General features: G+C 66.9%; 20 protein-coding genes and 1 riboswitch. Of the genes, 5 read left to right on the top strand and 15 right to left on the bottom strand.

The window, feature by feature from the left end:
* The 6 genes from ACZ47F_RS10805 to ACZ47F_RS10780 all read right to left on the bottom strand — a co-directional run bounded on the left by ACZ47F_RS10805 (window position 1) and on the right by ACZ47F_RS10780 (window position 6258).
* The gene (locus ACZ47F_RS10805; protein WP_464924719.1) at window positions 1-273 is read right to left on the bottom strand and encodes a hypothetical protein; all 273 of its coding nucleotides are present in this window, start codon (window positions 271-273) and stop codon (window positions 1-3) included.
* A 162-nt stretch (window positions 274-435) separates the two neighbouring features.
* The gene (locus ACZ47F_RS10800) at window positions 436-792 is read right to left on the bottom strand and encodes a carboxymuconolactone decarboxylase family protein (RefSeq protein WP_464924718.1); all 357 of its coding nucleotides are present in this window, start codon (window positions 790-792) and stop codon (window positions 436-438) included.
* Between the two features lie 483 nt (window positions 793-1275).
* Entirely contained in the window at window positions 1276-2532 is a 1257-nt protein-coding gene (gene kch / locus ACZ47F_RS10795; RefSeq protein WP_464924717.1) for a voltage-gated potassium channel protein, read from the bottom strand.
* A gap of 51 nt (window positions 2533-2583) precedes the next feature.
* Window positions 2584-3345 carry an ABC transporter ATP-binding protein gene (locus ACZ47F_RS10790; protein WP_464924716.1) on the bottom strand — a complete coding sequence of 254 codons (762 nt, stop codon included), beginning with the start codon at window positions 3343-3345 and terminating at the stop codon, window positions 2584-2586.
* Window positions 3342-4280 carry a FecCD family ABC transporter permease gene (locus tag ACZ47F_RS10785; protein ID WP_464924715.1) on the bottom strand — a complete coding sequence of 313 codons (939 nt, stop codon included), beginning with the start codon at window positions 4278-4280 and terminating at the stop codon, window positions 3342-3344. Before ACZ47F_RS10785 ends, ACZ47F_RS10790 begins: the two co-directional genes overlap by 4 nt.
* Window positions 4281-4293: 13 nt before the next feature.
* A complete protein-coding gene (locus ACZ47F_RS10780; RefSeq protein ID WP_464924714.1) occupies window positions 4294-6258 on the bottom strand; it encodes a TonB-dependent receptor domain-containing protein in 1965 nt (654 codons plus the stop codon).
* A gap of 165 nt (window positions 6259-6423) precedes the next feature.
* A riboswitch (cobalamin riboswitch) is annotated at window positions 6424-6656 on the bottom strand.
* A gap of 78 nt (window positions 6657-6734) precedes the next feature.
* Here ACZ47F_RS10780 and ACZ47F_RS10775 point away from each other — a divergent pair.
* From ACZ47F_RS10775 to ACZ47F_RS10765, 3 genes are all read left to right on the top strand, one after another.
* Window positions 6735-6977 carry a hypothetical protein gene (locus tag ACZ47F_RS10775; protein WP_464924713.1) on the top strand — a complete coding sequence of 81 codons (243 nt, stop codon included), beginning with the start codon at window positions 6735-6737 and terminating at the stop codon, window positions 6975-6977.
* On the top strand, window positions 6974-7318 hold the full coding sequence (locus ACZ47F_RS10770; RefSeq protein WP_464924712.1) for a cell division protein ZapA: 345 nt from the start codon (window positions 6974-6976) through the stop codon (window positions 7316-7318). Before ACZ47F_RS10775 ends, ACZ47F_RS10770 begins: the two co-directional genes overlap by 4 nt.
* Window positions 7319-7539: 221 nt before the next feature.
* Window positions 7540-7986: a putative toxin-antitoxin system toxin component, PIN family gene (locus ACZ47F_RS10765; RefSeq protein WP_464924711.1), complete on the top strand. Its 447-nt coding sequence runs from the start codon at window positions 7540-7542 to the stop codon at window positions 7984-7986.
* Window positions 7987-7989: 3 nt separating this feature from the next.
* Here the strand turns inward: ACZ47F_RS10765 and lgt are convergent, their stop codons facing one another.
* The 9 genes from lgt to smc all read right to left on the bottom strand — a co-directional run bounded on the left by lgt (window position 7990) and on the right by smc (window position 19669).
* Window positions 7990-8817 (bottom strand): prolipoprotein diacylglyceryl transferase, encoded by an 828-nt coding sequence (lgt, locus tag ACZ47F_RS10760; protein ID WP_464924710.1) that lies wholly within the window; start codon window positions 8815-8817, stop codon window positions 7990-7992.
* A gap of 115 nt (window positions 8818-8932) precedes the next feature.
* Window positions 8933-9277: an aspartate 1-decarboxylase gene (gene panD / locus ACZ47F_RS10755; RefSeq protein WP_464924709.1), complete on the bottom strand. Its 345-nt coding sequence runs from the start codon at window positions 9275-9277 to the stop codon at window positions 8933-8935.
* A 126-nt stretch (window positions 9278-9403) separates the two neighbouring features.
* Window positions 9404-10222, bottom strand: coding sequence for a metal ABC transporter permease (locus tag ACZ47F_RS10750; RefSeq protein WP_464924708.1), 819 nt, complete (start codon window positions 10220-10222; stop codon window positions 9404-9406).
* The gene (locus tag ACZ47F_RS10745) at window positions 10219-11100 is read right to left on the bottom strand and encodes a metal ABC transporter ATP-binding protein (protein WP_464924707.1); all 882 of its coding nucleotides are present in this window, start codon (window positions 11098-11100) and stop codon (window positions 10219-10221) included. Before ACZ47F_RS10745 ends, ACZ47F_RS10750 begins: the two co-directional genes overlap by 4 nt.
* Window positions 11097-11975, bottom strand: coding sequence for a metal ABC transporter solute-binding protein, Zn/Mn family (locus ACZ47F_RS10740; protein WP_464924706.1), 879 nt, complete (start codon window positions 11973-11975; stop codon window positions 11097-11099). The genes ACZ47F_RS10745 and ACZ47F_RS10740 overlap by 4 nt, the downstream gene beginning before the upstream one ends.
* Window positions 11976-12055: 80 nt before the next feature.
* Entirely contained in the window at window positions 12056-12979 is a 924-nt protein-coding gene (locus ACZ47F_RS10735; RefSeq protein ID WP_464924705.1) for an ROK family protein, read from the bottom strand.
* Window positions 12972-15023 carry an NAD-dependent DNA ligase LigA gene (gene ligA / locus ACZ47F_RS10730; protein ID WP_464924704.1) on the bottom strand — a complete coding sequence of 684 codons (2052 nt, stop codon included), beginning with the start codon at window positions 15021-15023 and terminating at the stop codon, window positions 12972-12974. The genes ACZ47F_RS10735 and ligA overlap by 8 nt, the downstream gene beginning before the upstream one ends.
* Before the next feature lie 9 nt (window positions 15024-15032).
* Window positions 15033-16091: a cell division protein ZipA C-terminal FtsZ-binding domain-containing protein gene (locus ACZ47F_RS10725; protein ID WP_464924703.1), complete on the bottom strand. Its 1059-nt coding sequence runs from the start codon at window positions 16089-16091 to the stop codon at window positions 15033-15035.
* 53 nt (window positions 16092-16144) lie between these two features.
* Window positions 16145-19669, bottom strand: coding sequence for a chromosome segregation protein SMC (gene smc, locus ACZ47F_RS10720; protein ID WP_464924702.1), 3525 nt, complete (start codon window positions 19667-19669; stop codon window positions 16145-16147).
* 120 nt (window positions 19670-19789) lie between these two features.
* Between smc and nth the strand changes: the two genes are divergently transcribed.
* Both nth and ACZ47F_RS10710 read left to right on the top strand, forming a co-directional pair.
* Window positions 19790-20431 carry an endonuclease III gene (nth, locus tag ACZ47F_RS10715; RefSeq protein ID WP_464924701.1) on the top strand — a complete coding sequence of 214 codons (642 nt, stop codon included), beginning with the start codon at window positions 19790-19792 and terminating at the stop codon, window positions 20429-20431.
* Entirely contained in the window at window positions 20428-21318 is an 891-nt protein-coding gene (locus ACZ47F_RS10710; RefSeq protein WP_464924700.1) for a cobalamin-binding protein, read from the top strand. The genes nth and ACZ47F_RS10710 overlap by 4 nt, the downstream gene beginning before the upstream one ends.
* Window positions 21319-21401 lie beyond the last annotated feature (83 nt).

Here is a 21401-nt window from a genome sequence, read left to right as displayed (position 1 = left end):
TCAGTGTTCGAGATCGAGGTCGGGTTTGATCGGTGGACTGTCCGGCAGATGTTCCGGCAGGGCGTCGCTGCCGACCGGGGTGAGGTAATCGACCATCTCATCCCAGGGCTTGCCCTCGGCGAGCTCTTCGTAATAGGCGCGAGCGAGCTTGCCGATTTCGCTGTTGGGATCGAGCAGGTCGCGCGACGCGTTGTCGTCGAGACGCCCCATGGCCCGCCAGATGAACTCCTCGAACTCCTGCATTTTTTCGGGTGACAGCGGCGCCTGTTTCATCCTCATCCCCTAGCAAGCCGTTGAAAAACTACTGCGGTGGGCCATCTGCGGCGTTGCACGGTGCTCGCTCCCTCGCCTATCTATTTGATATGTCTCGGTCGCTGCGCGCCGTGCGCCTTGCATCTGGCCATCCTCGCGACGTTTTTCAACGGCCTGCTGGGCCTATGCGCCGGCGGACATGCCAAACTCATCGAGTGCCTTGAGCAAGGGCGTCATGTACATCATCGCCGGGCCGCCGTGCATCAGCACCGCGAGAAAACCGGCCTCGATCAACTCGTCGCGTTTCGCCCCGGCCTGCGCTGCCTGCTTGACATGAAACGCGATGCACCACTCGCACTGTGCGGCAACCGACAGCGCGACATTGACCAGTTCCTTCTGTTTGCTCGAAAGCGCCGGCCCGGCCTCGGCCTTGCCCATGAAATTCATGAAGGCCTGGACTTCATTCGGATGGCTCTTGCCCAGCGCGGACAGCAACGATTCGATGTCCTGAAGACGCTCGCGCATGGAACTGGCTGTCATGGCATGCTCCGCTTCGGATGGGGGATTCAATCGCCGCGCTTGCGCACCGGTGCACGCGGTCGTGCGGGATTTTTTCGCGCAGCCGTCGACAGGTTCTGCACCGGATCGCCGATCATTCTGGAGGTCTGCTGCTGCGCCTGTTGTATCGCCTCGACGTCTGCTTGGTCAGGACCATTGCGCTCTGACTCAACAGCAGAGTCGATTCAAGCTCGGTTTTCTGCAGAGCTGCAGGCGCTCGGTCGGGTTCATGGCAACCTCCGGATTGGCGAATGGACGCATGCAGTGTGCTTGCTGCAACGCCGCATGGACTTGATTTGCATCATGTCAAACGCATTGATCGACCGTCAAGCGGCAAAACCTGCGGCAACTCTGGAGACCGTCAGCCCAACCCTTGTAGATGAAGACGGTGCGCATGCCGATCCATCGACACCCTTCCCCGTAAGTCTGGCGGCTTGGGCCGCGCGGCCGCCAGATACGCCAGGGTCAGTGCCGTAGGAACAGCAGCTCGTGCACGGTTTGGTTGTCGATCGGTTCATCGAACAGATCGCGCGCCAGAAGCTGACTGCCCAGCAGCTGCGGCGCGAACAGCACATCGGGCTGCACCCGCCGGATCTTGTTTACATGCCGCACATCGTTGACCCCGGCGATGGTCTTTACCCCCGGCGCTAGCTCCTTGACCGCAAGCACGGCAAACGCGTTTTCGGCATCGTCTTCGCGCAGGGTCAGCACCGCCTTGGCCTGCGGCACGCCGGCCTGCTCCAGCACTTCACTGCGCGTGGCATCGGCAGTGATGACATCGGCATCCGGGGGGTACGCAGAGGCATGCCCGAGGGGCGCAATCACAGTGACCGTGGCGCCGCGGCTAGTGAGCTCCTTCCACATTGCATACGCCAGACTCGATGCGCCGATGATCACATAATGGTTCCTGCGTTGCTGCTTTTGCATCTTGCCCTCCAAGGCGCGCTTGAGGCTGCCGCCTACCAGCGGGCCGATCACCACCGACAGGGTGGTGGCAAACACCGAAATACCCAGAACGATCATCGATACCGTGAACATGCGCCCCTGCGTGTTGCGCGGAATGATGTCGCCGTAACCCACTGTGGACATGGTCTCGATGGTGTAGTAGAAAGCCGTAGGCAGGTTGGTGATCGGCGGGTTGTAGTCCGCGCCGAACCACAGACTGCCCAACACGCCGTAGATCAGCAGGCTACCCACGCCGAGCAGCGCAAACAGGGAACTGGCGGCAAGACTGCTGCGGCTGAAGTGGCGGGCATACACCAACAGCGCAAGCAGCAGCGCCGCGGAGAAAATCACCGCGGGGTCGATCTGGCGCGCCGCCCAGTACGCCAGCCCGGCCGACAGCAGACCCAGCAGCACGCTCAGCACCCAGGCCACCCGCGCGCGCAGCAGCAGCCCGGGAATCATGAGAATGAGCCCGGCACCGATGATCACATGCGGAAACGCCGCCAGATCGGCCAGCCTGGAAATACCGCCTGCGCCCTGCCGCAGGATGGCCAGCACGGCCTGCCGCAGGCTGGCGAAATGCGAGCTGATCTGCAGTGCCGCGCTGACCAGTGCCAGTGCCGCGGTCAGCAAAGATGGCCCGAGTTCTCTGCCATTCCTGACCGTCAGCCTCGCAGCCTTGCCCAGGCCGGTCTTCAACCTACGCCAGCGGCTGGCCTTGGGCAGGGCAGCGATCGCCACGGCAGGTGGCTTGGGTGGGAGAACGGAATCGGTCATGGCGTAAGTATCAACCATCCGGCGGCCTACCGCCCTCCCGCAGCGCAGGCCCTAGACCGCGATCCAGGCGCGCTGCCCGCCTGCGCCGCGCAGGCTGTCCCATTGGCAGCCGTACAGCGCCTGAAGCCGCTGCGGTGTCAGTGCAGCCTCGACCTGAGCACAAAACCATCCCGGCCCGTCGCCCGCCATGCCGAGCCCGAGCACATGTGTGGCGTGTCGGGCCACCCAGTTCACATCGTGCGCGCAGAACACCACGATGCGGTCCGAGAGCGTCTCGAGCACGGCACCCACCAGGCGCTGGTGACCGGGATCTTGAAACGCCACAGGCTCATCGAGCAGCAGCAGTGGGCAGTGCTGCACCAGTGCCTGCGCCAGGGCCACCCGTTGTCGTTCGCCCGCCGACAGCGCCAGGACGTCGCGATCGCGCAGCGCCCAGGCGTCCAGCCGTTCCAGGGCCTCGCGCGCCGACCCAGCGTCCGCTCGGGGTTGCGCCAGTTCGAGCAGCGCCAGGGTGGAAAGGTTGAAACGGTCGCGTGGTTGAGACGGCATCAGTGCGCGCAGCGCCGCCAGTCGTTCCGCACCGAGGGTGCGTAGGTTCTGCCCGTTGAGCAGTACCTGCGCCCCGGCCCCGGCCAGCGGCAACAGACCGGCGATCTGCCGCAGCAGCGTGGATTTTCCAGCGCCGTTGCGACCGATCAGCCCGAGACGATCACCCGGACTCAAGCACAGCGACACCCCGCGGGCGAGCGCCGGCAGTTGCGGCGCTGCCACGACATCCAGCCTATCGACCTGCAGCCATGCCCGCACGCTCATGATCCGCGCCGCAGCATCAGAATGAACACCGGCGCGCCCACCAGCGCGGTCACCGCGCCCACCGGAAGTTCGTACGGCATCGCCACGCTGCGCGCCAGCGTGTCGGCGGCGACCACCAGCCCGGCTCCGGTGAGCGGCACCGCCCACGCCAGATCGCGCAGGCGCTGCAGCCCCAGCCGCCGCAGCGCCTGCGGGACAACGAGGCCGACGAAGCCCACCGCCCCGGCCACCGCGACCGAGGCCCCCGTGGACAGCGCGGCAAGCAGCACGAGTTCGATCCGCGCGCGCGCCACCGGCTCTCCGAGCAGCCAGGCCATCTCGCTGCCGAGCATCAGCCGGTCGTAGCGCCGCTGCCGCCACCGCATCCATGCCGCAAGCAGCGTGGCCAGCGCGCAAAGCACCGCGCCGTGGTTCGCGCCGGAGAGATTGCCGACCAGCCAGAACATCGCGCCGCGAAGCTGCTGGTCTGGCACTAGGCTGAGCGACAGCGTGGACAGCGCCCCGGCGAGTGCGGCGAGCATCGCCCCGATCAGAATGAGTTGCGCCGAGGCTTCGTCATCCCGGCTGGCGAGCACCCGCCGGCCCAGCAGCAGCAACAGCAACAGCGCAAGCGCCGCACCGAGCAGGCTGCCCGCCCACAGCGCCAGGCCGAGCAGCAGCGCCAAGATCGCCCCCAGCCCCGCGCCGCCGGACGCGCCGAGCACATACGGATCGGCCAGCGGGTTGCGCAGCAGAATCTGCATGAGCAGTCCGGCCTGGGCGAGCAGCGCGCCGACCCCCAGCCCGGCAAGCACCCGCGGCAGGCGAAGTTGCCAGATGATCACCGCATCCCACCCGCCGTCGCCGACCGCAAGCGCCAGCAACACCACCAAGGCGAGCACGAGCGGCAGCCCCCAGCGCCACCGCCGTGTGCCAGGGGCGACTTCGGCGCTCATCTTGCGCGGTCGATCAGAGCGCCGGACGCCAGGTCACCCCCACAAACACCCCGAACGGCTCACGGTTGTAGCCGTAAACCGTCTGGTAGTTCTTGTCGAACAGGTTTTGCACCCGCGCGTTCCAGCTCCACTCCTTGCTGATCGCGCCGCCGGCGGTGAGGTCGACCGTGGCATAGCTGCCGAGGGTGACGCGCCCGCTGGGGCCAGTATCCCACCGCGGACCGCTGTAATGCACTGCGACGCCGTATAGCACCGCGCCGAATTCGCGGTTGATCGACAGATTGGCCAGGCTGCGCGCACGGCGCTGCAGCGTCGGCTCACCGGGCTTGGTCAGGTCGACCGGCTGCTGCAAGGTGAGGTTGGCGTCGTAAGCCCAGCCGCTCCAGGCGCCACGGGCGGTGAGCTCCAGCCCGCGGGTTCGGCTGCGGTTGAGGTTCTGGAACGTGTTGGTGTTGAAGTCGTATTGCCACTGGTCGGTCGCCTTGGTCTGGAACAGTGTGGCACGCACGACGTCAGCACCCTGCGACCATTGCAAGCCAGCCTCGATGGAATGCGCTTTTTCCGGCTTCAGGTTCGGATTGCCGTAATAAGGCGCGTAAAGGTAACCGAGCGGAGGCGCGTTGAACGCGGTCGAATAGCTGGCGATGGCCTTGAAACCACCGCCCAGCCCACGACCGTAGCCCAGATAGCCGGTATTCTGGCCGGAATAGCCATCGATCGCGTCATGGCGCAGGTTCAATTGCAGTTCATTGCCGCTGAAGGAGCCGTTCAGGCCGACGAATGCAGCCTTGGCATTGCGCTCTTTGGCAGGAATGGAATTCGTCATCGAACCGATGGACTGACGCTGGAACTCCAACCCACCTGTGGCCATCCATCCGCCTGCGAGTGCCACCACATTGCGCCATGACAGTTGCTGCACCCGGGTGCGGTAGGTGGCGCTATACGGATAGGCACTGAAGCTCTGCGAGGTGTTGGTCGTGTTTTGCTGCGACAGGCTCAGGTGCGACTGCCAGGCCGCGCTCAACTGGTTGTCGCTGAACAGCTGATACAGCTCCTGCGTCGTGCTGCTCAGGTTGGTATCGCTCGGGCTGGCATAGGAGCCGGAGCTGTCATAGCTTGCCCGTCCCTCACTGCGATACGCGCGCAATCCCAGAGACTGGCCCGGCACGAGCGTCTGCACGATCGAGCCGTTCATCGTGGTATTGCGGTAGCCGTTGGCGTTCGGGTTGGCGTTGACGCGCTGCGCCGGGTTGATTGCGCTGATCCCCTGCGTGGTGTAGCGGCTGATGCCCGCCTGCAGCGCGGTGTTGCCGACCTGTCCGCTGGCGTTGGCCGAGACGGTGGCGGTGTTGCGGCTGCCAGCGGTGACGGAAACCGACGCCTGCGGCGTTTTGCTGCCCTGCCGCGTGGTGATCATCACGACACCACCAATCGCGCCCGAGCCGTAGATGGCGGAAACATTGCCACGGATGATCTCGATGCGTTCGATCTGGTCGGTCGTGAAGTTGTTGAGGTAAGCCACGCCGGTCGTGTCCTGCGCGTTCATCGGCACGCCGTCGAGCAGCACCAGCACATCCGGGCCGCCAAAACCGCGCACGAACACATTGCCGGACTGCCCCGGACCGCCGTTGCTCGTCACCTGCACGCCAGCCACCTGCTGCAGCAGGGTGGTGAGGTTCTGCGCGCCGCTTTGCTCGATCTGCTCGCGGGTGATGACGCTGACGCTAGGCAGCGCCTGCGCGAGCGGCTGCGGATAACCGGTGGCCGAGACCACCACCGGCGGCAGCGCAGTCGCATCGGCAGCGGGCGGCGTCTGCGCCTGGGCGGACAGGCCGGTGAGTCCGGTAGAAACGGCCAGCAGGGTGCGCGTCCAGCACGGAGTGTGGCGGACGGGCGCAAGGCGCTGCGAGAGGCGGGAGGGCGGATGCGCCGTGGCGTCTGCGTGCACGGCGTCGGTTGCAAGGATGGTCTCAGGCATGAGAGTTGTTCCAGATTGGGGAGCGCTGCCGTGTTCCCCCGCACGGCTGGCGCGGCCGAAGCGCGCGGCATGGGGGCAATGAGCACATCGCAACGCCACCGCTGCGGGCGACATGCCGGTGCGCGGTGTGGTCTGTCGTGATGCGCCAGGTTCACCCCGAAGCTGCGCGTCTTCCCTTCGTTGGCCGGTATCCGGGCTGGCGACGCGATCTGGACTTCCTTCCCAAGCCCGCAGGCTCAGTGGATTGCGTGTCCGAACGGAAGGCATTTGCCTTCGGTCGCTGACCGTTGCGGGGGCAGCACAGGCTGGAGCGTCCGCCGGTAGCGTGGCTCTTCCTGTTTCCCGTTTAACTGCGCGACATGAACCGCCGCGCGAGCACCAACGCCGTGCATGTTACAGGCGACGCCCTGCCACGCAGGCGCACGCTTGCCGATGCGCACGCGGGTCGCGCCTGGACAGGCCCTAAAATCTCCGGAATGGACGAACGCTCGATCTCCCCCGCCATCGCGCAGTTGCACGAGCGCGTCGAACGTCTGTTGCTGCGGCATGCCGAGCTGCAGCGCACCAACGCCTTGCTGGCCGAGCGTGTGCAGGCGCTGGAGGCCGAGCGCACCCAGTTGCGCCAGCGCCTGAACGACGCCGCGCAGCGCATCGACAATCTGCTGCTGCGGCTGGAACAGACCCACTCGATCCCGGGCACGCCCGACTCTCAGGCATGAGCACCACCACACTGGACGTCACCATCATGGGCCAGATTTACACCCTGGCCTGTCCTGCCGAGGAGCAGACCGCATTGCGCGCTGCGGTGCGCGAGGTGGACAACGAGATGTGCGCGATCCGCGACATGGGTAAGGTGCGCGCCCGCGAGCGCATCGCTGTGCTCGCCGCGCTCAACTTGGCGCACAGTTTGATCGAGGCGCGGCAGGCCGCACAGTCCGCCGGTGCGTCCACGGCCCCAGATCCGGGCGCATCCTCGCGCCACGAAACAGATGCGCAGGCCATCGAGGCTCTGATCCGCAAGCTCGACGAGGCCCTGGGCGCCGAGGGCAAATTGCTCTGACTGTCACGCCTGGCTCGAACCGCCATACAATGGCTTGGTCTGTCGGGCTTGGTCGGGTCGGCATTTCCTGAACCGATAAATTCGTGCCTCGGGCTTGGAAATTCTGTGTGTGCGTGCGACGTCTCGCGCAGATGTCCCCAAAGCACAGTGACCTTGCCCACCTGTCCCAGTAGGGTTCAGGGATCATCCCCCGGTCGGGCTCCGGCAGACCCCTCCCTCGCATGACTTCCCTGCAGCATCGGCCCGTCTGCTGTGTCCTCGACACGCAGGTCGTGCTCGACTGGGTGCTGTTCGACGATCCCCGGATGGGTCACTGGGCGCAGGCCATCCAGAGCCGGTCGGTGCGCTGGGTCTACAGCGCCGCCATGCGTGACGAGGCGCTGCGCGTGCTGCACTATCCTGCGCTGCGCAAGCGGCATGATCCGGCGCAGTCCACCCAGCGTCTGATCGCGTGCTTTGCCTGCTGGGGAGAGTGCTGCGCCGCACCGCACACGCAGCGCCAGCTGGTCTGCACCGACCCGGATGACCAGATATTCCTCGACCTTGCGCTGGCGCGGCATGCCAGCCACCTGCTGAGCCGCGACCACGCCGTGCTTCGGCTGGCGTCGCGTGCCCGGCCGTTCGGGCTGCGCATCAGCCCACCCGAAGCCGCACCGCTGCCGGGCTGAGCCTCAGGAGGCGGACTGTCCCAGCGCCTCTAGCCGCTTTTGTCGCTGCAAAGACCACCAGATCATGCCGCTGCCCAGCAGGATGAGCGGGATCGACAGCAACTGCCCCATGGTGAGGTGAAACCACAGATAACCGAGGAATGCGTCGGGCTGGCGGAAGAACTCGGCGGTGAACCGCGCCAGCCCGTAACCCAGCGCAAAGCATCCCGCGATGAACCCGCGCGGGCGCTCGCGGCGCGACAGCCACCACAGCACGGCGAACAGCAAGATGCCTTCCAGAAACATCTCGTACAGCTCGGACGGAAAGCGCGGCACCATGCTGCCGGACTCGGGATAGATCATCGCCCCGGGCCACCAGGACGGTGCGGCGCGCCCCCACAGCTCGCCGTTGATGAAATTGCCGATGCGCCCGAACGCCAGTCCGGGCGGGATCAGTGGTGCAACGAAATCCATGATCTGCAGCCAGGAGTAGCGTCGCGTGCGCGCAAACCAATACGCGGCGACCATCACCCCGATCAGCCCACCGTGAAACGACATGCCGCCGTCCCACACCGCAACGATCTGACCGGGATGCGAAAAGTAGTAGCCCGGCTGGTAGAACAGCACATAGCCGGTGCGCCCGCCCAGAATCACACCCAACACTCCGGCAAACAGCAGATCTTCGATGTCGCGTGAAGTCCAGCCTTGCCGCGCGTAAGGCTGATCCATCAGGCGCTTTTGCGCAAGCAGCCAGAAAGTGACGAAGCCCAGCAGGTACATGATGCCGTACCAATGGACCTTGATGGGCCCAAGCTGCAGGGCGATGGGGTTGAAATCGGGATGGACGAGCATGGGCACAGAGTGTACGGGCTTGCGCCGGTCGATCCTGTGCCGCTTGCGCGGCATGCAGGGATTTACCTTTGGATACCGATGCACGACGCCGGGACGCGGCTGGCCGCGGACAGGTTCACTTCATCCGGGCAATGCGGTTGTGCGCGTCCAGCAGTGCAATGCGCGGGCGGAAGGCGCGGGCGGTGGCATCGTCCATCGGTGCGTAGGTGCAAATGATCAGCAGATCGCCCACCGCGGCATGGCGTGCCGCCGAGCCGTTGAGCGTGACGTTGCCGCTGCCTGGTGCCTCGGCGATGGCGTAGGTGCTCAGCCGCGCGCCGTTAGTCACGTTGTAGATCTCGATCTGTTCGCCCGGCAGGATGTCGCAGGCATCGAGCAGGTCCTGGTCGATGCCGCAGGAGCCCTCGTAATGCAGATCGGCGCCGGTGAGCGTGGCGCGGTGCAGCTTGGCACGCAGCATGATGCGCGCCGGTGCGGCAGGAGCATGGGAAGTGGGTGGAGAAATTGGCTCGGTCATCACAAAACGGGCGTTTACCGCGGTCGACACAGACCCTGCATCGTAAAGGACGCCGCGCAGCGAACGCAGTCACGCCCCCCGCGCGCAGCCTTCGCGCAGCCGCCGCCACGTTTGCGCGGCCAGGTAGAGCGCAAAGCTCAGCGAGGCGATCCAGGTGCTGGCCGGGTAGCCGATGGCATAGGCCGCAGCCAGCCCGACCCAGGTGATGCCCAGGCCGAACAGCACCGACAGGCCAATGCCGCCAGCCACGCTGCGGCTGAGGGTCTGCGCCGCGGCAGCTGGGCCGATGAGCAGCGCAAAAATCAGCAAGGCGCCGATCATCGGCACGGCAATCGCCACCGTGGCCGCCACCAACAGCATGAACAGCAGATCGACCCGGCGGGTGTCCACCCCGCGCGCCTGCGCACCCTCGGGGTTGAAGCTGGCAAAGCACAGAGGGCGCCACAGTACCGCCAGTCCGCTTAGACCGACGAGACACACCGCGAGCGACAGCACGGCCTGGTCAAACGTGATGCCGACGATGCTGCCGAACAGAATGCTCATCGCCGACTGTGCGTTGGCGGTGTAGAGATTGAGGAACAGCACGCCCAGCCCGAGTGCGAACATCAGCACCATGCCGATGCCGATGTCGCGCTGGCGCAGACGGGTGCCGGCCAGCGCGAGCAGCGCTCCGCTGGCCAGGGTGAAGGCAAACAGCCCGGTATACGGACTCACGCCCAGCAGAATTGCCCCGGCAGCGCCGGTAAAGCCCACATGCGACAGCGCATGCGCTGCAAATGCCTGCCGCCGCAGGGTGATGAAATAGCCCACTGCGGCGCTGAGCACCGCAATTGCGCTACCGGCCAGCAGCGCATGACGCATGAAGCCGTATTCGAGGCCGAGGATCATGCGCTGCCTCCGTCTGTGGCGTGGGTGTGGTCATGGCCGCAGTGCACCGCCGCCTCGGCCATGAAGCCGCCGGCAGGATGGATGAACACATAGCCGCCATCGCGCGCCACGGCCATTGGCAGGCCGTAGAGTTCGGTCAGCGCCGGGCCGTTGACCACCTCGTCCACCGTGCCCAGTCGTCCTTTGCCCGCCGCGAGATACAGCACCCGATCCATGTGCGGCAGCAGCGGATTGATGTCGTGCGCGGTCATCAGCACGGTGATGCCCTGCTCCCGGCACAAGCGCCGCGCGGTGTGCAGGATGCGCTGCTGCGCCTGCGGGTCGAGGTTGGCCAGCGGCTCATCGAGCAGCAGCATGCGCACCGGGTTGACCAGCGCCTGTGCAATGCGCACCCGCTGGCGCTGACCACCAGACAGTGCATCCAGGCTGCGCTCGGCAAGATCGGTCGCATCCACCGCGCGCAGTGCCGCCTCCACCGCCTGCGCCCGCTGCGCGCGCTGCCGCAGCCCGATGCCCCAACGCTCGCCCTGCCAAGCGGTGGCCACATAGCTGCGCACCCGCACGAAGCTGTCCGCCCCCACCGGGTCGCGCTGCGACACATACCCCACTGCGGTACGCAGCGACACGCCGTCGCGCCCGAGCAGCCGCAGGCTGCCGGACTGCAGCGGCTGCAGCCCGAGCAGGGCGCGCAGCAAGGTGGTCTTGCCCGCCCCGTTGGCGCCGAACACCCCGACGAACTGTCCAGCAGCGATGCGCAGGTCGATGCCACCGAGCACCACGCGCTGCCCGAGCACGCAGCGCAGGCCGTGTGCCTCGATCGCCCATTCGCAGGCAGTCTGGGTTGTCTGGGCCGTCGCCCCGTGGTGTTGCGGGTTCACTTGGCCTTATCCAGCGCCTGCCCGATCGCGCGCACGGTCTGCAATTGCCACTGCACATAGCTGGTGCGCGGCGGGACGAATTCATCGACCCCGACCACCGGCACCCCGGACGTCGTGGCTAGGGCGCGAAGACGCTTGGTCAGCGGGTCGCTGACCTGCCGGTTGTACAGCAGCAGCGACACCTTGTGCTGGCGCAGATCGTCCTCGTACCGCGCCACTTCGGCCGGAGACGGTTCGCTGCCGTTCATCAGGTCGAACTGCAATTTTTCGCCCAGGCTGATCCAGCCTAGCTGCCGCAGCAGATAGGCGGCCACCGGCTCGGTTGCGGTGACCTTCAGCCCCGGATGGAGCTTGCGCAGCGTGGCTTGCGCCTGGGTCAGGCGCGCCAGATCGGCCTCGAACGCCTGTAAATTGCGCGCAAACAGCGCCGCTCCAGCCGGATCGAGGCGCTGCAGCGCGGCGGCCAGCCGCTGCGCCACCCGCAGCGCCACCTGCGGGTCGTAGAACACATGCGGGTTCTTGTCCGGCAGGATGCGCGACGGATCGAGCTGCGCGGCAATGATGACCAACCGGTTCGGCGCCGGACTGGCGGCGAGTATCTTGTCCATCCAGTCGTCATAGCCCAGGCCGTTGAGGAGCACGATCTGCGCCCGCGCCACCTTACGCGCCACAGCGGGCGTGGCCTCGAAGCTGTGCGGATCGACATTCGGATTGCTGATGATGCTGTCCACCGCTACCCGATCGCCACCGATGGACTGCGCAATCACCCCATAGGTGCTCTCCGCCGCGACGATGGACACGGGTGCGGCCTGCGCCACCGCAGCAAGCAGCAGACCCAGGACGAGGCATTGGACGGTGCGGATGAGGTAGCGCATAGCAGCGATCGGCAGGGAAAATTAAGTGTTACTGTATAACATTCTGCGACTCGGCGCTGTATCCAGATGCAAGCCTCGCATCACGCCGTGCGCCACAGCCACGCCGCGCCGCGTACCCCGGAGGAATCGCCATGCTGCGCGCGCACCAGGCGCGTGGACACGCTGTCGGAAAACACCCATGCGCCCCAGCGCTGCGGCACCTCGGTATAGAGCACGTCCACATTGCTCATGCCACCGCCGAGTACGATGACCTCGGGGTCGAGCAGATTGATCACCTGCGCCAGCGCCCGCGCCAGGCGGTCGCAGTAGCGGACGACGCTCGCACGCGCTACGGCGTCGCCTGCGCGCATCGACGCGACGATGTCCTGCGGCGTGCCGGTTTGGCCGGTGTGCGCGGCATGGTCGGCCGCAAATCCTGGGCCGCTCAGCCAGGTTTCGATGCAGCCGTCCAGCCCGCACCAGCAACGCAGCCCCGGTGCCTCGCCCCAGGCGGGAGCCAGCCGCGGCCAGGGCAGCGGGTTGTGGCCCCACTCCCCGGCCACCGCGTTGCAGCCCAGCCAGTCGGCGCGGCCGATCGCAAGCCCTCCACCCACACCGGTGCCGAGAATCACCGCGAACACCACCCGCGCGCCCTGCCCTGCGCCGTCCACCGCCTCGCTGATCGCCAGACAGTTCGCGTCGTTGTGCAGCCGCACCGGGCGGGCCAGACGGGTTTCGAGGTCCTGCTGCAGTGGGCGGCCGTTGAGCACGGTGGAATTGGCGTTGCGAATCAGGCCGGACACTGGCGAGGCCGAGCCTGGAATCGCCACCCCCAGCGGCAGCCGCTGCCCGGTGACGGCATCGGCCCGCGCCACCAGCGCGGCGATCGCCTCGACGGTGCCTGCGTAATCGCCCTGGGGCGTCGCGCAACGCTCACGCAACACGAAACCGCCCTGCGCGTCAAGCACCGCGACTTCGATCTTGGTCCCGCCCAGATCGATGCCAAGCAGCAGCCCGTCAGCCATCGCCGAGCAGGGCCTTCAGTTCGGCCTCGTCGATCACGGTCACCCCCAGTTCCTGCGCCTTGGCGAGCTTGCTTCCGGCCTCAGCGCCGGCGACCACATAGTCCGTTTTTTTCGACACCGATCCGGTCACTTTGCCGCCAGCGGCCTCGATGCGCGCCTTGGCCTCGTCGCGGCTCCAATGCGGCAGGGTGCCGGTAAGCACAAAAGTCTTACCAGCAAGCGGCTTGGGCGATGCGGCATCGGCGGGTGCGGACTCATCCCAGTGCACGCCGCAGGCGCGCAGCTGCTCGATCACCTCGCGGTTGTGCGGCTGGTCGAAAAAGGTGCGAATGCTCTGCGCGACCACAGGCCCGATATCAGGCACTGCCTGCAGCTGCTCCAGGCTGGCGTTCATCAGCGCATCGAGGCTGCCGAAATGCTGTGCGAGTTCCTTAGCCGTGGCTTCGCCGACATGGCGAATGCCCAGCGCGTAGATGAAGCGCGGCAGAGTGGTGGATTTGCTGGCTTCGAGCGCGGCGAGCAGATTTGCCGCGCTTTTTTCGGCCATGCGGTCGAGCGCAGCGAGCTTCATCAGGCCGAGCCGGTACAGGTCGGGCAGGGTGCGCACCACACCCCCATCGACCAGCTGATCGACCAGCTTTTCACCCAGCCCCTGAATGTCCATCGCGCGACGGCTGGCGTAGTGCAGGATGGCCTGTTTGCGCTGCGCCGGGCAGAACAGCCCGCCGGTGCAGCGCCAGTCGGCCTCGCCTTCCTCGCGCACGATGGTCGACCCGCATACCGGACAACGCCCCCCGAGCTGGCGGTACAAGTCGAAAGGCGGGCCCACGTCCGCGGGCCGGCGGTCGAGGATGACGCCGACCACCTCGGGGATCACGTCGCCGGCGCGACGCACGATCACGGTGTCGCCCACGCGCACATCCTTGCGGCGCACCTCGTCTTCGTTGTGCAGGGTGGCGTTGGTGACGGTGACACCGCCGACGAACACCGGCTCGAGCTTGGCCACCGGGGTGAGCTTGCCGGTACGCCCGACCTGAATGTCGATGGCGAGCACGCGGGTGCTGCGCTCCTGCGCCGGGTATTTGTGCGCCACGGCCCACACCGGCTCGCGGTTGCGATAGCCCAGTTGCTGCTGCAGCGCGATATCGTCGACCTTGTAGACCACACCGTCGATGTCGAACGGCAGACTGTCGCGCTGAGCGGCGATGCGGGCGTGAAAGTCGATCAGGGTCTGCGCGCCGGGGCCGTGCACACGCTCTTTCGCCACCGGCAGACCGAAGGTCTCGAAGGCGTCGAGCATGGCGTGATGGGTATCGGGCTGCCCGGGCCAATCGCGGATCTCGCCCCAGCCGTAAGCATAGAACGCCAGCGGGCGCTGTGCGGCGACCCGGGGATCGAGCTGGCGGATGCTGCCGGCCGCGCCGTTGCGCGGGTTGACCAGGGTGGGCAGCCCCATGGCGCGCTGTCGGGCATTGAAGCGATCGAAGTCGGCACGGTGCATCAGCACTTCGCCGCGTACCTCGAGCACGGCGGGCGCGTGCCCCTGCAACCGCAGCGGCACGCGACGGATGGTGCGTACGTTCTGCGTTACGTCCTCGCCGGTCTCGCCATCGCCACGTGTGGCGGCCTGCACCAGCACGCCGTGTTCGTAGCGCAGATTGATTGCCAGACCGTCGAACTTGAGCTCGGCGCTGTAGATCACCGGCGGGTCGTCCGCTTTCAGGCCGAGCCGATTGCGGATGCGCTGGTCAAAGGCGACCGCGCCCTGCGGTGTGGGGTCGGTCTCGGTCTGGATCGACAGCATCGGCACCACGTGCCGCACCGGGGCGAACTGCGGCAGCGGCGCACCGCCGACGCGCTGCGTCGGCGAATCGGGAGTGCGCAGCTCGGGATGCGCGGCCTCGAGCGCCTGCAGCTCGCGAAACAGCGCGTCATAGTCGGCATCGGGCACCAGCGGGGCGTCGAGCACGTAGTAGGCGTGGTCGAGGCGCTCAATCTCGGCGCGCAGCGCCGCGGCGCGCTCAGCAGGCGAAACGGCAGGCATGCGGTGGCTTCAGGAGAACAGACGCTGCGCGGCGGGCGAGCCGGCAGGCAGGCCATGCTGCTCGAGCACCTCGTAGAGCATGTCGAGCTGTTTTTCGATGTGGTCGAGTGCGGCATCGCTCAGCGGCGCGTCGTTGTCGTCGACCACGGCGGCATCGAGCGCGGCGCTCAGGTCGCGTGCGGCCTGGCGCATGCGCGCGAAGGGCTTTTGCGCCGCCGGGGCCTGCGGGACTTCGAGCAGCAGGGTGGCGTGGCTGATCGCAGCAGCGCTGTCGGCCAGATCGGCGCGAGCGTCGAACTGCAGATGCACCAGCGGAGTGGGCGGCCGATCGACATCTTGATGGAGCAGCACCATGCGACCGGCCTCGGGCCCCGGCACGAAACCCGCGTCCTGCGCCTGCTGGCGCAGAAAGTCGATGCCCCAAGGTACGCTGCGGGCACGCAGGGTGATAGACAGCTGGGCGTCGTTGGCGCTGGCGAAAGCGTCGAGCTGCCGTGCCTGCTCGAGCACGTCGGCCATGTCGGGCAGATCGGGCGGCACGCCCAGGGCGTCGCCCAGTTCGTGGCATTTGGCGACGAATTCGGAATACTCGATCGCGTTGATCGGGCCGCTGCGGTTGCTCAGCTGCACCGCGGCCTGCAGCTCGGCGTACTGGCCGCTGGCCTGCAGCGGCTCCCACTGGCCGGTCTGGGCATGACGCCCTTCGAACAGCATGCGCTTGGCACCGGCGCGGGCCGCCTTGGGCAGGCGCGGCAGTAGCGACTCGCCGGTGCGCGGCGAATCGAACAGATAGCTGGCAATCGCATCGATCAGCGGATCGATCTGCAGCGGCAGCAGGCGCGGCCGCGGACCGACATCGGGAGGCAGCGGCACCGGCTGCAGTGGTCCCCCGTCCGGGCTGAGCGCGTCCAGCCCACCAGGCTCGACCGGCTCACTGCGCGACCTGGCATCGGCATCGATCCCGCCATGCTGGCGCCTGAACTTGCCAGTCTGCCAGGCGTTGTAGGCTACGACGGCGGCGATGATGATGGCGCCGATGACGACTAATGCGATTTGCAACTGTCCCATCCAGGGGTCCTCAGGGTTGGCATGTGCACGCGGCGCATTCGGGAAAGTCTGAATCAGGCCGCCTGCGCAAAGCGTAGCGCCGCGTCCATCTCAACGGCAACGGTGCGTGAGACGCCCTGCTCCTGCATGGTCACGCCGATGAGCTGGTCGGCCATTTCCATCGCGATCTTGTTGTGCGAGATGAACAGGAACTGCGTGCTGGCCGACATGTCCTTGACCAGCCGGGCGTAGCGCTCGGTGTTGGCGTCGTCCAGAGGTGCATCCACCTCGTCGAGCAGGCAGAACGGCGCCGGGTTGAGCTGAAAAATGGCAAACACCAGGGCAATGGCCACCAGCGCCTTTTCCCCCCCAGACAGCAGGTGGATCGAGCTGTTTTTCTTGCCCGGCGGCTGCGCCATGACCTGCACCCCGGCGTCGAGAATTTCCTCGCCAGTAATGATCAACCGCGCATTGCCGCCGCCGAACAGTAGCGGGAACATGCGGCCGAAGTGATCGTTGATCTGCGTGAAGGTGCTCGCCAGCAGGTCGCGGGTTTCGGCGTCGATCTTGCGGATCGCGTCTTCGAGTGTGGTGATCGCGGCCTGCAGATCGTCGTGCTGCGCGTCGAGAAACTGCTTGCGCTGCCGCGCCTGGCCCAGTTCGTCCAGCGCGGCCAGGTTGACCGCGCCGAGCGCGGCGATGTCGCGCTGCAGGCGTTCGAGCTCGCGGGCAAGTGGCGCGATCTGCGCACCCGGTGCAAGGCTGGCGCGCACCGCACCAAGGTCGGCCTGCGCCTGGCTCAGCTGCTGCGCAAACTGCTCGGTCTGCAGCCGGAATTCCTGCTCCTTGAGCTGCAGCTCGGTGATGCGCTGGCGCAGCGGGTCGAGGTCGCGCTCGAGCCGCAGCCGCGCTTCCTCGCGCTGGCGGAGTTGCTGCGCGATGTCGTCGGCCTCGCTGCGGCGCGCGCCGAGCAGAGCCTGAGCGCTTTGCTGCTCGGCCAGCGCCGCCTGCAGCCCGGCCTGCGCGCCGTCTTCGCTCAGGCGCGCCAGTTCGGCCTGCGCCGTCTCCTGCGCACTGGACTGACGGGCGAGCTGCTCCTGCGCCATCTGTGCCTGGCGCTGCAGTTCCGTGAGCTGTTGCCGCAGGCTCCGCACTGTATAAACGCTCTCGGCCGCCTGCGCTTCGAGCTGGCGCTGCTGCGCGCGGGCCTCGGCCAGTGCCTGCTGTGCCTGGAAAACCTCGGTTTCCAGATCGGCCTGGCGTTGCTGCTGTTCGGCCAGTTGCGCATCGAGTTCCTCGAACCGCGCCTCGCTCTGCGCCAGTTGTTCCTGCAGCTCCTCGCGCTGCGCCGCGATGTCGGCCAGATCGGCATCGATCTGGCCGTGGCGTGCAGCGCTCTGCTCGGCCTGCTGCGTAAGCTTGAGCCATTCCACTTGCACCGTGTGCAGCTGCTGCGTGTCCTGCTGCTGACGCCGTTGCAACGCGGCGAGCTGCTCCCGCGCCTGCGCCAGCTCGTGATCGGCTTGATGCAGCCGGGCGCGGCTTTGCTCGGCGATGAGTTGCTCGGCCTTGATCTGGCGTTCGAGATTGTCGATGTCCTGCTGCCGCGCCAGCACGCCGGTCTGCTCGGTATCCGCTGCGTAGAAACCCACGCTGTGACGACTGACGGTATGGCCCTGTGCCGTGACCAGTAGCGTGTGCGGCGGCAGACCGGGGCGCAGCGACAGCGCCTGCGACAGCGACGGCGCCACGAACACCCCGGCCAGCCAGTCGTCCAGCAGCGCAGACAGCGCGGCGTCGCCGCAGCGCACACCCTCGCGCAGCGCCCGGCATCCCGCCAGTGCTGCAGTGGGCGCTGCTGCCACGGCGGCTGCAGGTGCCGAATAAAACGCCAGCTTGACCGGCGGCGCATCAGCGATGAACCCGGCAGCCATGTCCAGATCGTGCACTTCCAGCGCGGCCAGCCGCTCGCGCAGCACGGCCTCGAGCGCTGTTTCCAGCCCGTTGTCCACCTGCAGCCGCGACCAGAGCTGCGGCAGGCCGGCCAGTCCATGCCGGGTCAGCCAGGACGGCAGCTTGCCCTCGGTCAACACCCGCTCTTGCAGCGTCTTCAGCGCCGACAGACGTGCCGCGGTGGCGGCCAGCCTGGCCGCCGCCTCCTGCTGCGCCTGCTGCGCCTGTTGGTGTGCCTGCTGCAGTTCAGGCAGGGACTGATCGAGCTGTTCGCGCTGCGCGCGCAGGGTGTCGAGCGCATCGCGCAGGCTGTCCTGCTGGCGCTGCAGGTCGGCCAGACGCAGGCTGTCGGTTGTAACGACCGCGCGCTGCTCGGCCTGCAGCCGCTCCTGCCGTTGTTGCAACTGCGCGATCTGCTGGCTCAGACCGCGCTGGCGCGCGGCCTCGGCCTGCAGCGCTTGCTGCGCTGCGGCGGCCTGTGCGCGTTCGTCGGCAGCGCGCATCTGCGCCTCGCTCAGCGCGGCCTCGAACGCAGGCAGGCGCTCGCCGTGTTCCTGTACCCGCGCCTGTGCCACCTCTGCCTGCACTTGGGCATCGGCCAGGCGCTCGGCGGTCTCGGCCGCCTGCTGCACAGCGGTGTCGTACCGCTGCTGCCATTCCCGGGTTTGGGTATCGATGGCCTGCAGCGCCGCCTGCGCGCGCTGGCGGCCCTCGATCACGAAGCGGATTTCCGCCTCGAGCTGGCTGACGCGCGACTGCGCTGCGTAAAACGCCGCCTGCGCGCGGTTGAGCGTCTCGTTGCTGACGAACTGCGCCTGCCGCAACGCCTCGATCTCGGCCTCGAGACTGCGCTGCTCGGCGATGCGGGCCTCGAGCGCATTGAGTGCCTCGCCAACCGCCACGGTGATCTGCTGGCGCCGGGTCTGCGCCTCGTCATGGCGCAGCAGCCAGAGTTGATGCTGCGCCGTGGTGGCCTCGGCCTGCAGCGCCTGGTAGCGGGTAGCGACCTCGGCCTGCTGCTCCAGCCGGCCCAGATGGCTGCCGAGTTCGCGCAGGATGTCCTGCACCCGGGTGAGGTTCTCGCGGGTGTCGTGCAGACGGTTCTCGGTCTCGCGGCGGCGTTCCTTGTACTTGGACACGCCCGCCGCTTCCTCCAGCATCATGCGCAGGTCTTCGGGGCGCGATTCGAGGATGCGGGTGATGGTGCCCTGGCCAATGATGGCGTACGAGCGCGGCCCAAGCCCGGTGCCGAGAAAGATGTCGTGCACATCACGGCGGCGCACCGCCTGGTTATTGATGAAATAGCTCGAGGTGCCGTCGCGGGTGAGCACGCGCTTGATCGCGATTTCGGTGAACTGTCCCCACTGCCCGCCGATGCGGTGGTCGCTGTTGTCGAACACCAGCTCGACGCTGCACCGGCTGGCGGGCTTGCGCTGCGCACTGCCGTTGAAGATGACGTCCTGCATCGACTCGCCGCGCAGCTCGCTGGCCTTGCTCTCGCCCAGCACCCAGCGCACCGCATCGATCACGTTCGACTTGCCGCAGCCGTTGGGGCCGACGATGCCGCTGATGCGGCCGGGAAACGGCAGCGTCACGGGCTCGGCAAACGACTTGAATCCGGCCAGACGAAGAGAGGTCAAACGCATCGAAATGTTGTAAGCCTATGATTTACAAGGGAAATTATGGATTCTTCGGCAAGCGGCAATCATACCATTGCCGTCGTGCATGCCGAACCTGCTGGCTGCGCCCGCCTATCATCGCGCCGCATGACACCCGTCCAGATCCAGACCCTGTTCGAGCGTTTCGCCGCAGCCAACCCGGCGCCGCGCACCGAACTGGAATATCGCACCCCGTTCGAACTGCTGGTGGCTGTGATGCTGTCGGCGCAGGCCACCGATGTCAGCGTCAACAAGGTCACGCGTCAGTTGTTCGCGGTGGCCAACACCCCACAGGCCATGATCGAACTGGGCGAGGAACGGCTGCGCGAGGCCATCCGCACCATCGGCCTGTACAAGACCAAGGCCAAGAACGTGATCGCCACCAGCCGCATCCTGCTCGAGCAATTCGGCGGCGAAGTGCCGCAAACCCGCGAGGCGCTGCAGGCACTGCCCGGCGTGGGGCGAAAGACCGCCAACGTCGTGCTCAATGTGGCCTTCGGGCAGGACACGATTGCGGTGGACACGCACATCTTTCGCGTGGCCAACCGCCTGGGGCTAGCGCGCGGAAAGACGCCTGAGGAAGTGGAGAAAAAGCTCGAAAAAGTCATCCCCAAGCGGTTCCGGCAGCACGCGCACCACTGGCTGATCCTGCACGGCCGCTATGTGTGCAAGGCGCGCAAGCCCGAGTGCTGGCGCTGCAACGTGGCCGATCTGTGCCCCTTCGAGCCCAAGACGCCCACACCGCAATGATCCGCCGCCTGTTTCTGGTCCTTTGCGCAGGTGTGCTGCTGTACGCGCTGCCGGCCTCAGCGGAGCCTGTCCGGGTGACCGACGACACCGGGCAGGTGCTCACCCTGCAGCAGCCAGCCCGGCGCATCGTCGCGCTGTCGCCACAATTGCTCGAACTCAGCGCTGCGGCCGGTGCCAGCCGACAGGTGATTGCCACCATCCGCGGTGCGGACGACGTGCACTGGGCGCGACGGCTGCCGCTGGTGGGCGATGCATTCGCGCTCAATCTGGAGGCCATCGTGCGGCTCAAGCCCGATCTGATCCTTGCCTGGGAATCGGGCACACCGCCGCGCGATGCGGCGCGGCTGAAGTCGCTGGGCATTCCGGTCTACTGGAGCCAGGCCAATGACTTCCAGACCCTGGCCTCGACCGTGCAACGCATCGGCATCCTTGCCGGCACGCCAGGCCCGGCGCAGCGCTGGGTGCAGGCGTTCGACAGCCGGCTGGCTGCGCTGCGCGCTCGCTACGGCGGGCCCGAACCCGCGGTGCGGGTGTTCTATCAGGTCTGGGACCGTCCGCTAATCACCGTGGGCGGGCCTCAGCTGATCACCCAGGCGATCACCCTGTGCGGCGGTCGCAACGTGTTCGGCAACCTTGCCGTGCTGTCTCCCACCATCTCCACTGAGGCAGTGCTGCGGGCCGATCCGCAGCTCATCGTCACCTCCAGTCCGCGGGGAGACGCCTTGATGCAGCAGTGGAAGCGCTACACCGCCATCAGTGCGGTGCGACACGATCAACTGGTGACCCTGTCGCCGAATCTACTGCCGCGCATGGGCATCGATGTGCTCGAAGGCGTGCAGCAGCTGTGCAGCGCCATAGCCACGGCGCGCAGATCGCTGCGGCACTGAATCAGTTCTTGTGATGCTGCGGCCGGGCTGCGGGATGGGATGCAAGGCGCACACCGAGACAATCGCCCCAGCGATGGCATGGG

This window comes from Thiomonas islandica (genome assembly GCF_055383445.1).
This window is presented reverse-complemented; position numbering and strand designations above follow the sequence as displayed.

Bases quoted from the DNA above. Each gene is read 5' to 3' on its own strand.
- ACZ47F_RS10805 (WP_464924719.1), bottom strand. From the start codon at position 273: ATGAAACAGGCGCCGCTGTCACCCGAAAAAATGCAGGAGTTCGAGGAG.
- ACZ47F_RS10800 (WP_464924718.1), bottom strand. From the start codon at position 792: ATGACAGCCAGTTCCATGCGCGAGCGTCTTCAGGACATCGAATCGTTG.
- kch (WP_464924717.1), bottom strand. From the start codon at position 2,532: ATGACCGATTCCGTTCTCCCACCCAAGCCACCTGCCGTGGCGATCGCT.
- ACZ47F_RS10790 (WP_464924716.1), bottom strand. From the start codon at position 3,345: ATGAGCGTGCGGGCATGGCTGCAGGTCGATAGGCTGGATGTCGTGGCA.
- ACZ47F_RS10785 (WP_464924715.1), bottom strand. From the start codon at position 4,280: ATGAGCGCCGAAGTCGCCCCTGGCACACGGCGGTGGCGCTGGGGGCTG.
- ACZ47F_RS10780 (WP_464924714.1), bottom strand. From the start codon at position 6,258: ATGCCTGAGACCATCCTTGCAACCGACGCCGTGCACGCAGACGCCACG.
- ACZ47F_RS10775 (WP_464924713.1), top strand. From the start codon at position 6,735: ATGGACGAACGCTCGATCTCCCCCGCCATCGCGCAGTTGCACGAGCGC.
- ACZ47F_RS10770 (WP_464924712.1), top strand. From the start codon at position 6,974: ATGAGCACCACCACACTGGACGTCACCATCATGGGCCAGATTTACACC.
- ACZ47F_RS10765 (WP_464924711.1), top strand. From the start codon at position 7,540: ATGACTTCCCTGCAGCATCGGCCCGTCTGCTGTGTCCTCGACACGCAG.
- lgt (WP_464924710.1), bottom strand. From the start codon at position 8,817: ATGCTCGTCCATCCCGATTTCAACCCCATCGCCCTGCAGCTTGGGCCC.
- panD (WP_464924709.1), bottom strand. From the start codon at position 9,277: ATGCTGCGTGCCAAGCTGCACCGCGCCACGCTCACCGGCGCCGATCTG.
- ACZ47F_RS10750 (WP_464924708.1), bottom strand. From the start codon at position 10,222: ATGATCCTCGGCCTCGAATACGGCTTCATGCGTCATGCGCTGCTGGCC.
- ACZ47F_RS10740 (WP_464924706.1), bottom strand. From the start codon at position 11,975: ATGCGCTACCTCATCCGCACCGTCCAATGCCTCGTCCTGGGTCTGCTG.
- ACZ47F_RS10735 (WP_464924705.1), bottom strand. From the start codon at position 12,979: ATGGCTGACGGGCTGCTGCTTGGCATCGATCTGGGCGGGACCAAGATC.
- ligA (WP_464924704.1), bottom strand. From the start codon at position 15,023: ATGCCTGCCGTTTCGCCTGCTGAGCGCGCCGCGGCGCTGCGCGCCGAG.
- ACZ47F_RS10725 (WP_464924703.1), bottom strand. From the start codon at position 16,091: ATGGGACAGTTGCAAATCGCATTAGTCGTCATCGGCGCCATCATCATC.
- smc (WP_464924702.1), bottom strand. From the start codon at position 19,669: ATGCGTTTGACCTCTCTTCGTCTGGCCGGATTCAAGTCGTTTGCCGAG.
- nth (WP_464924701.1), top strand. From the start codon at position 19,790: ATGACACCCGTCCAGATCCAGACCCTGTTCGAGCGTTTCGCCGCAGCC.
- ACZ47F_RS10710 (WP_464924700.1), top strand. From the start codon at position 20,428: ATGATCCGCCGCCTGTTTCTGGTCCTTTGCGCAGGTGTGCTGCTGTAC.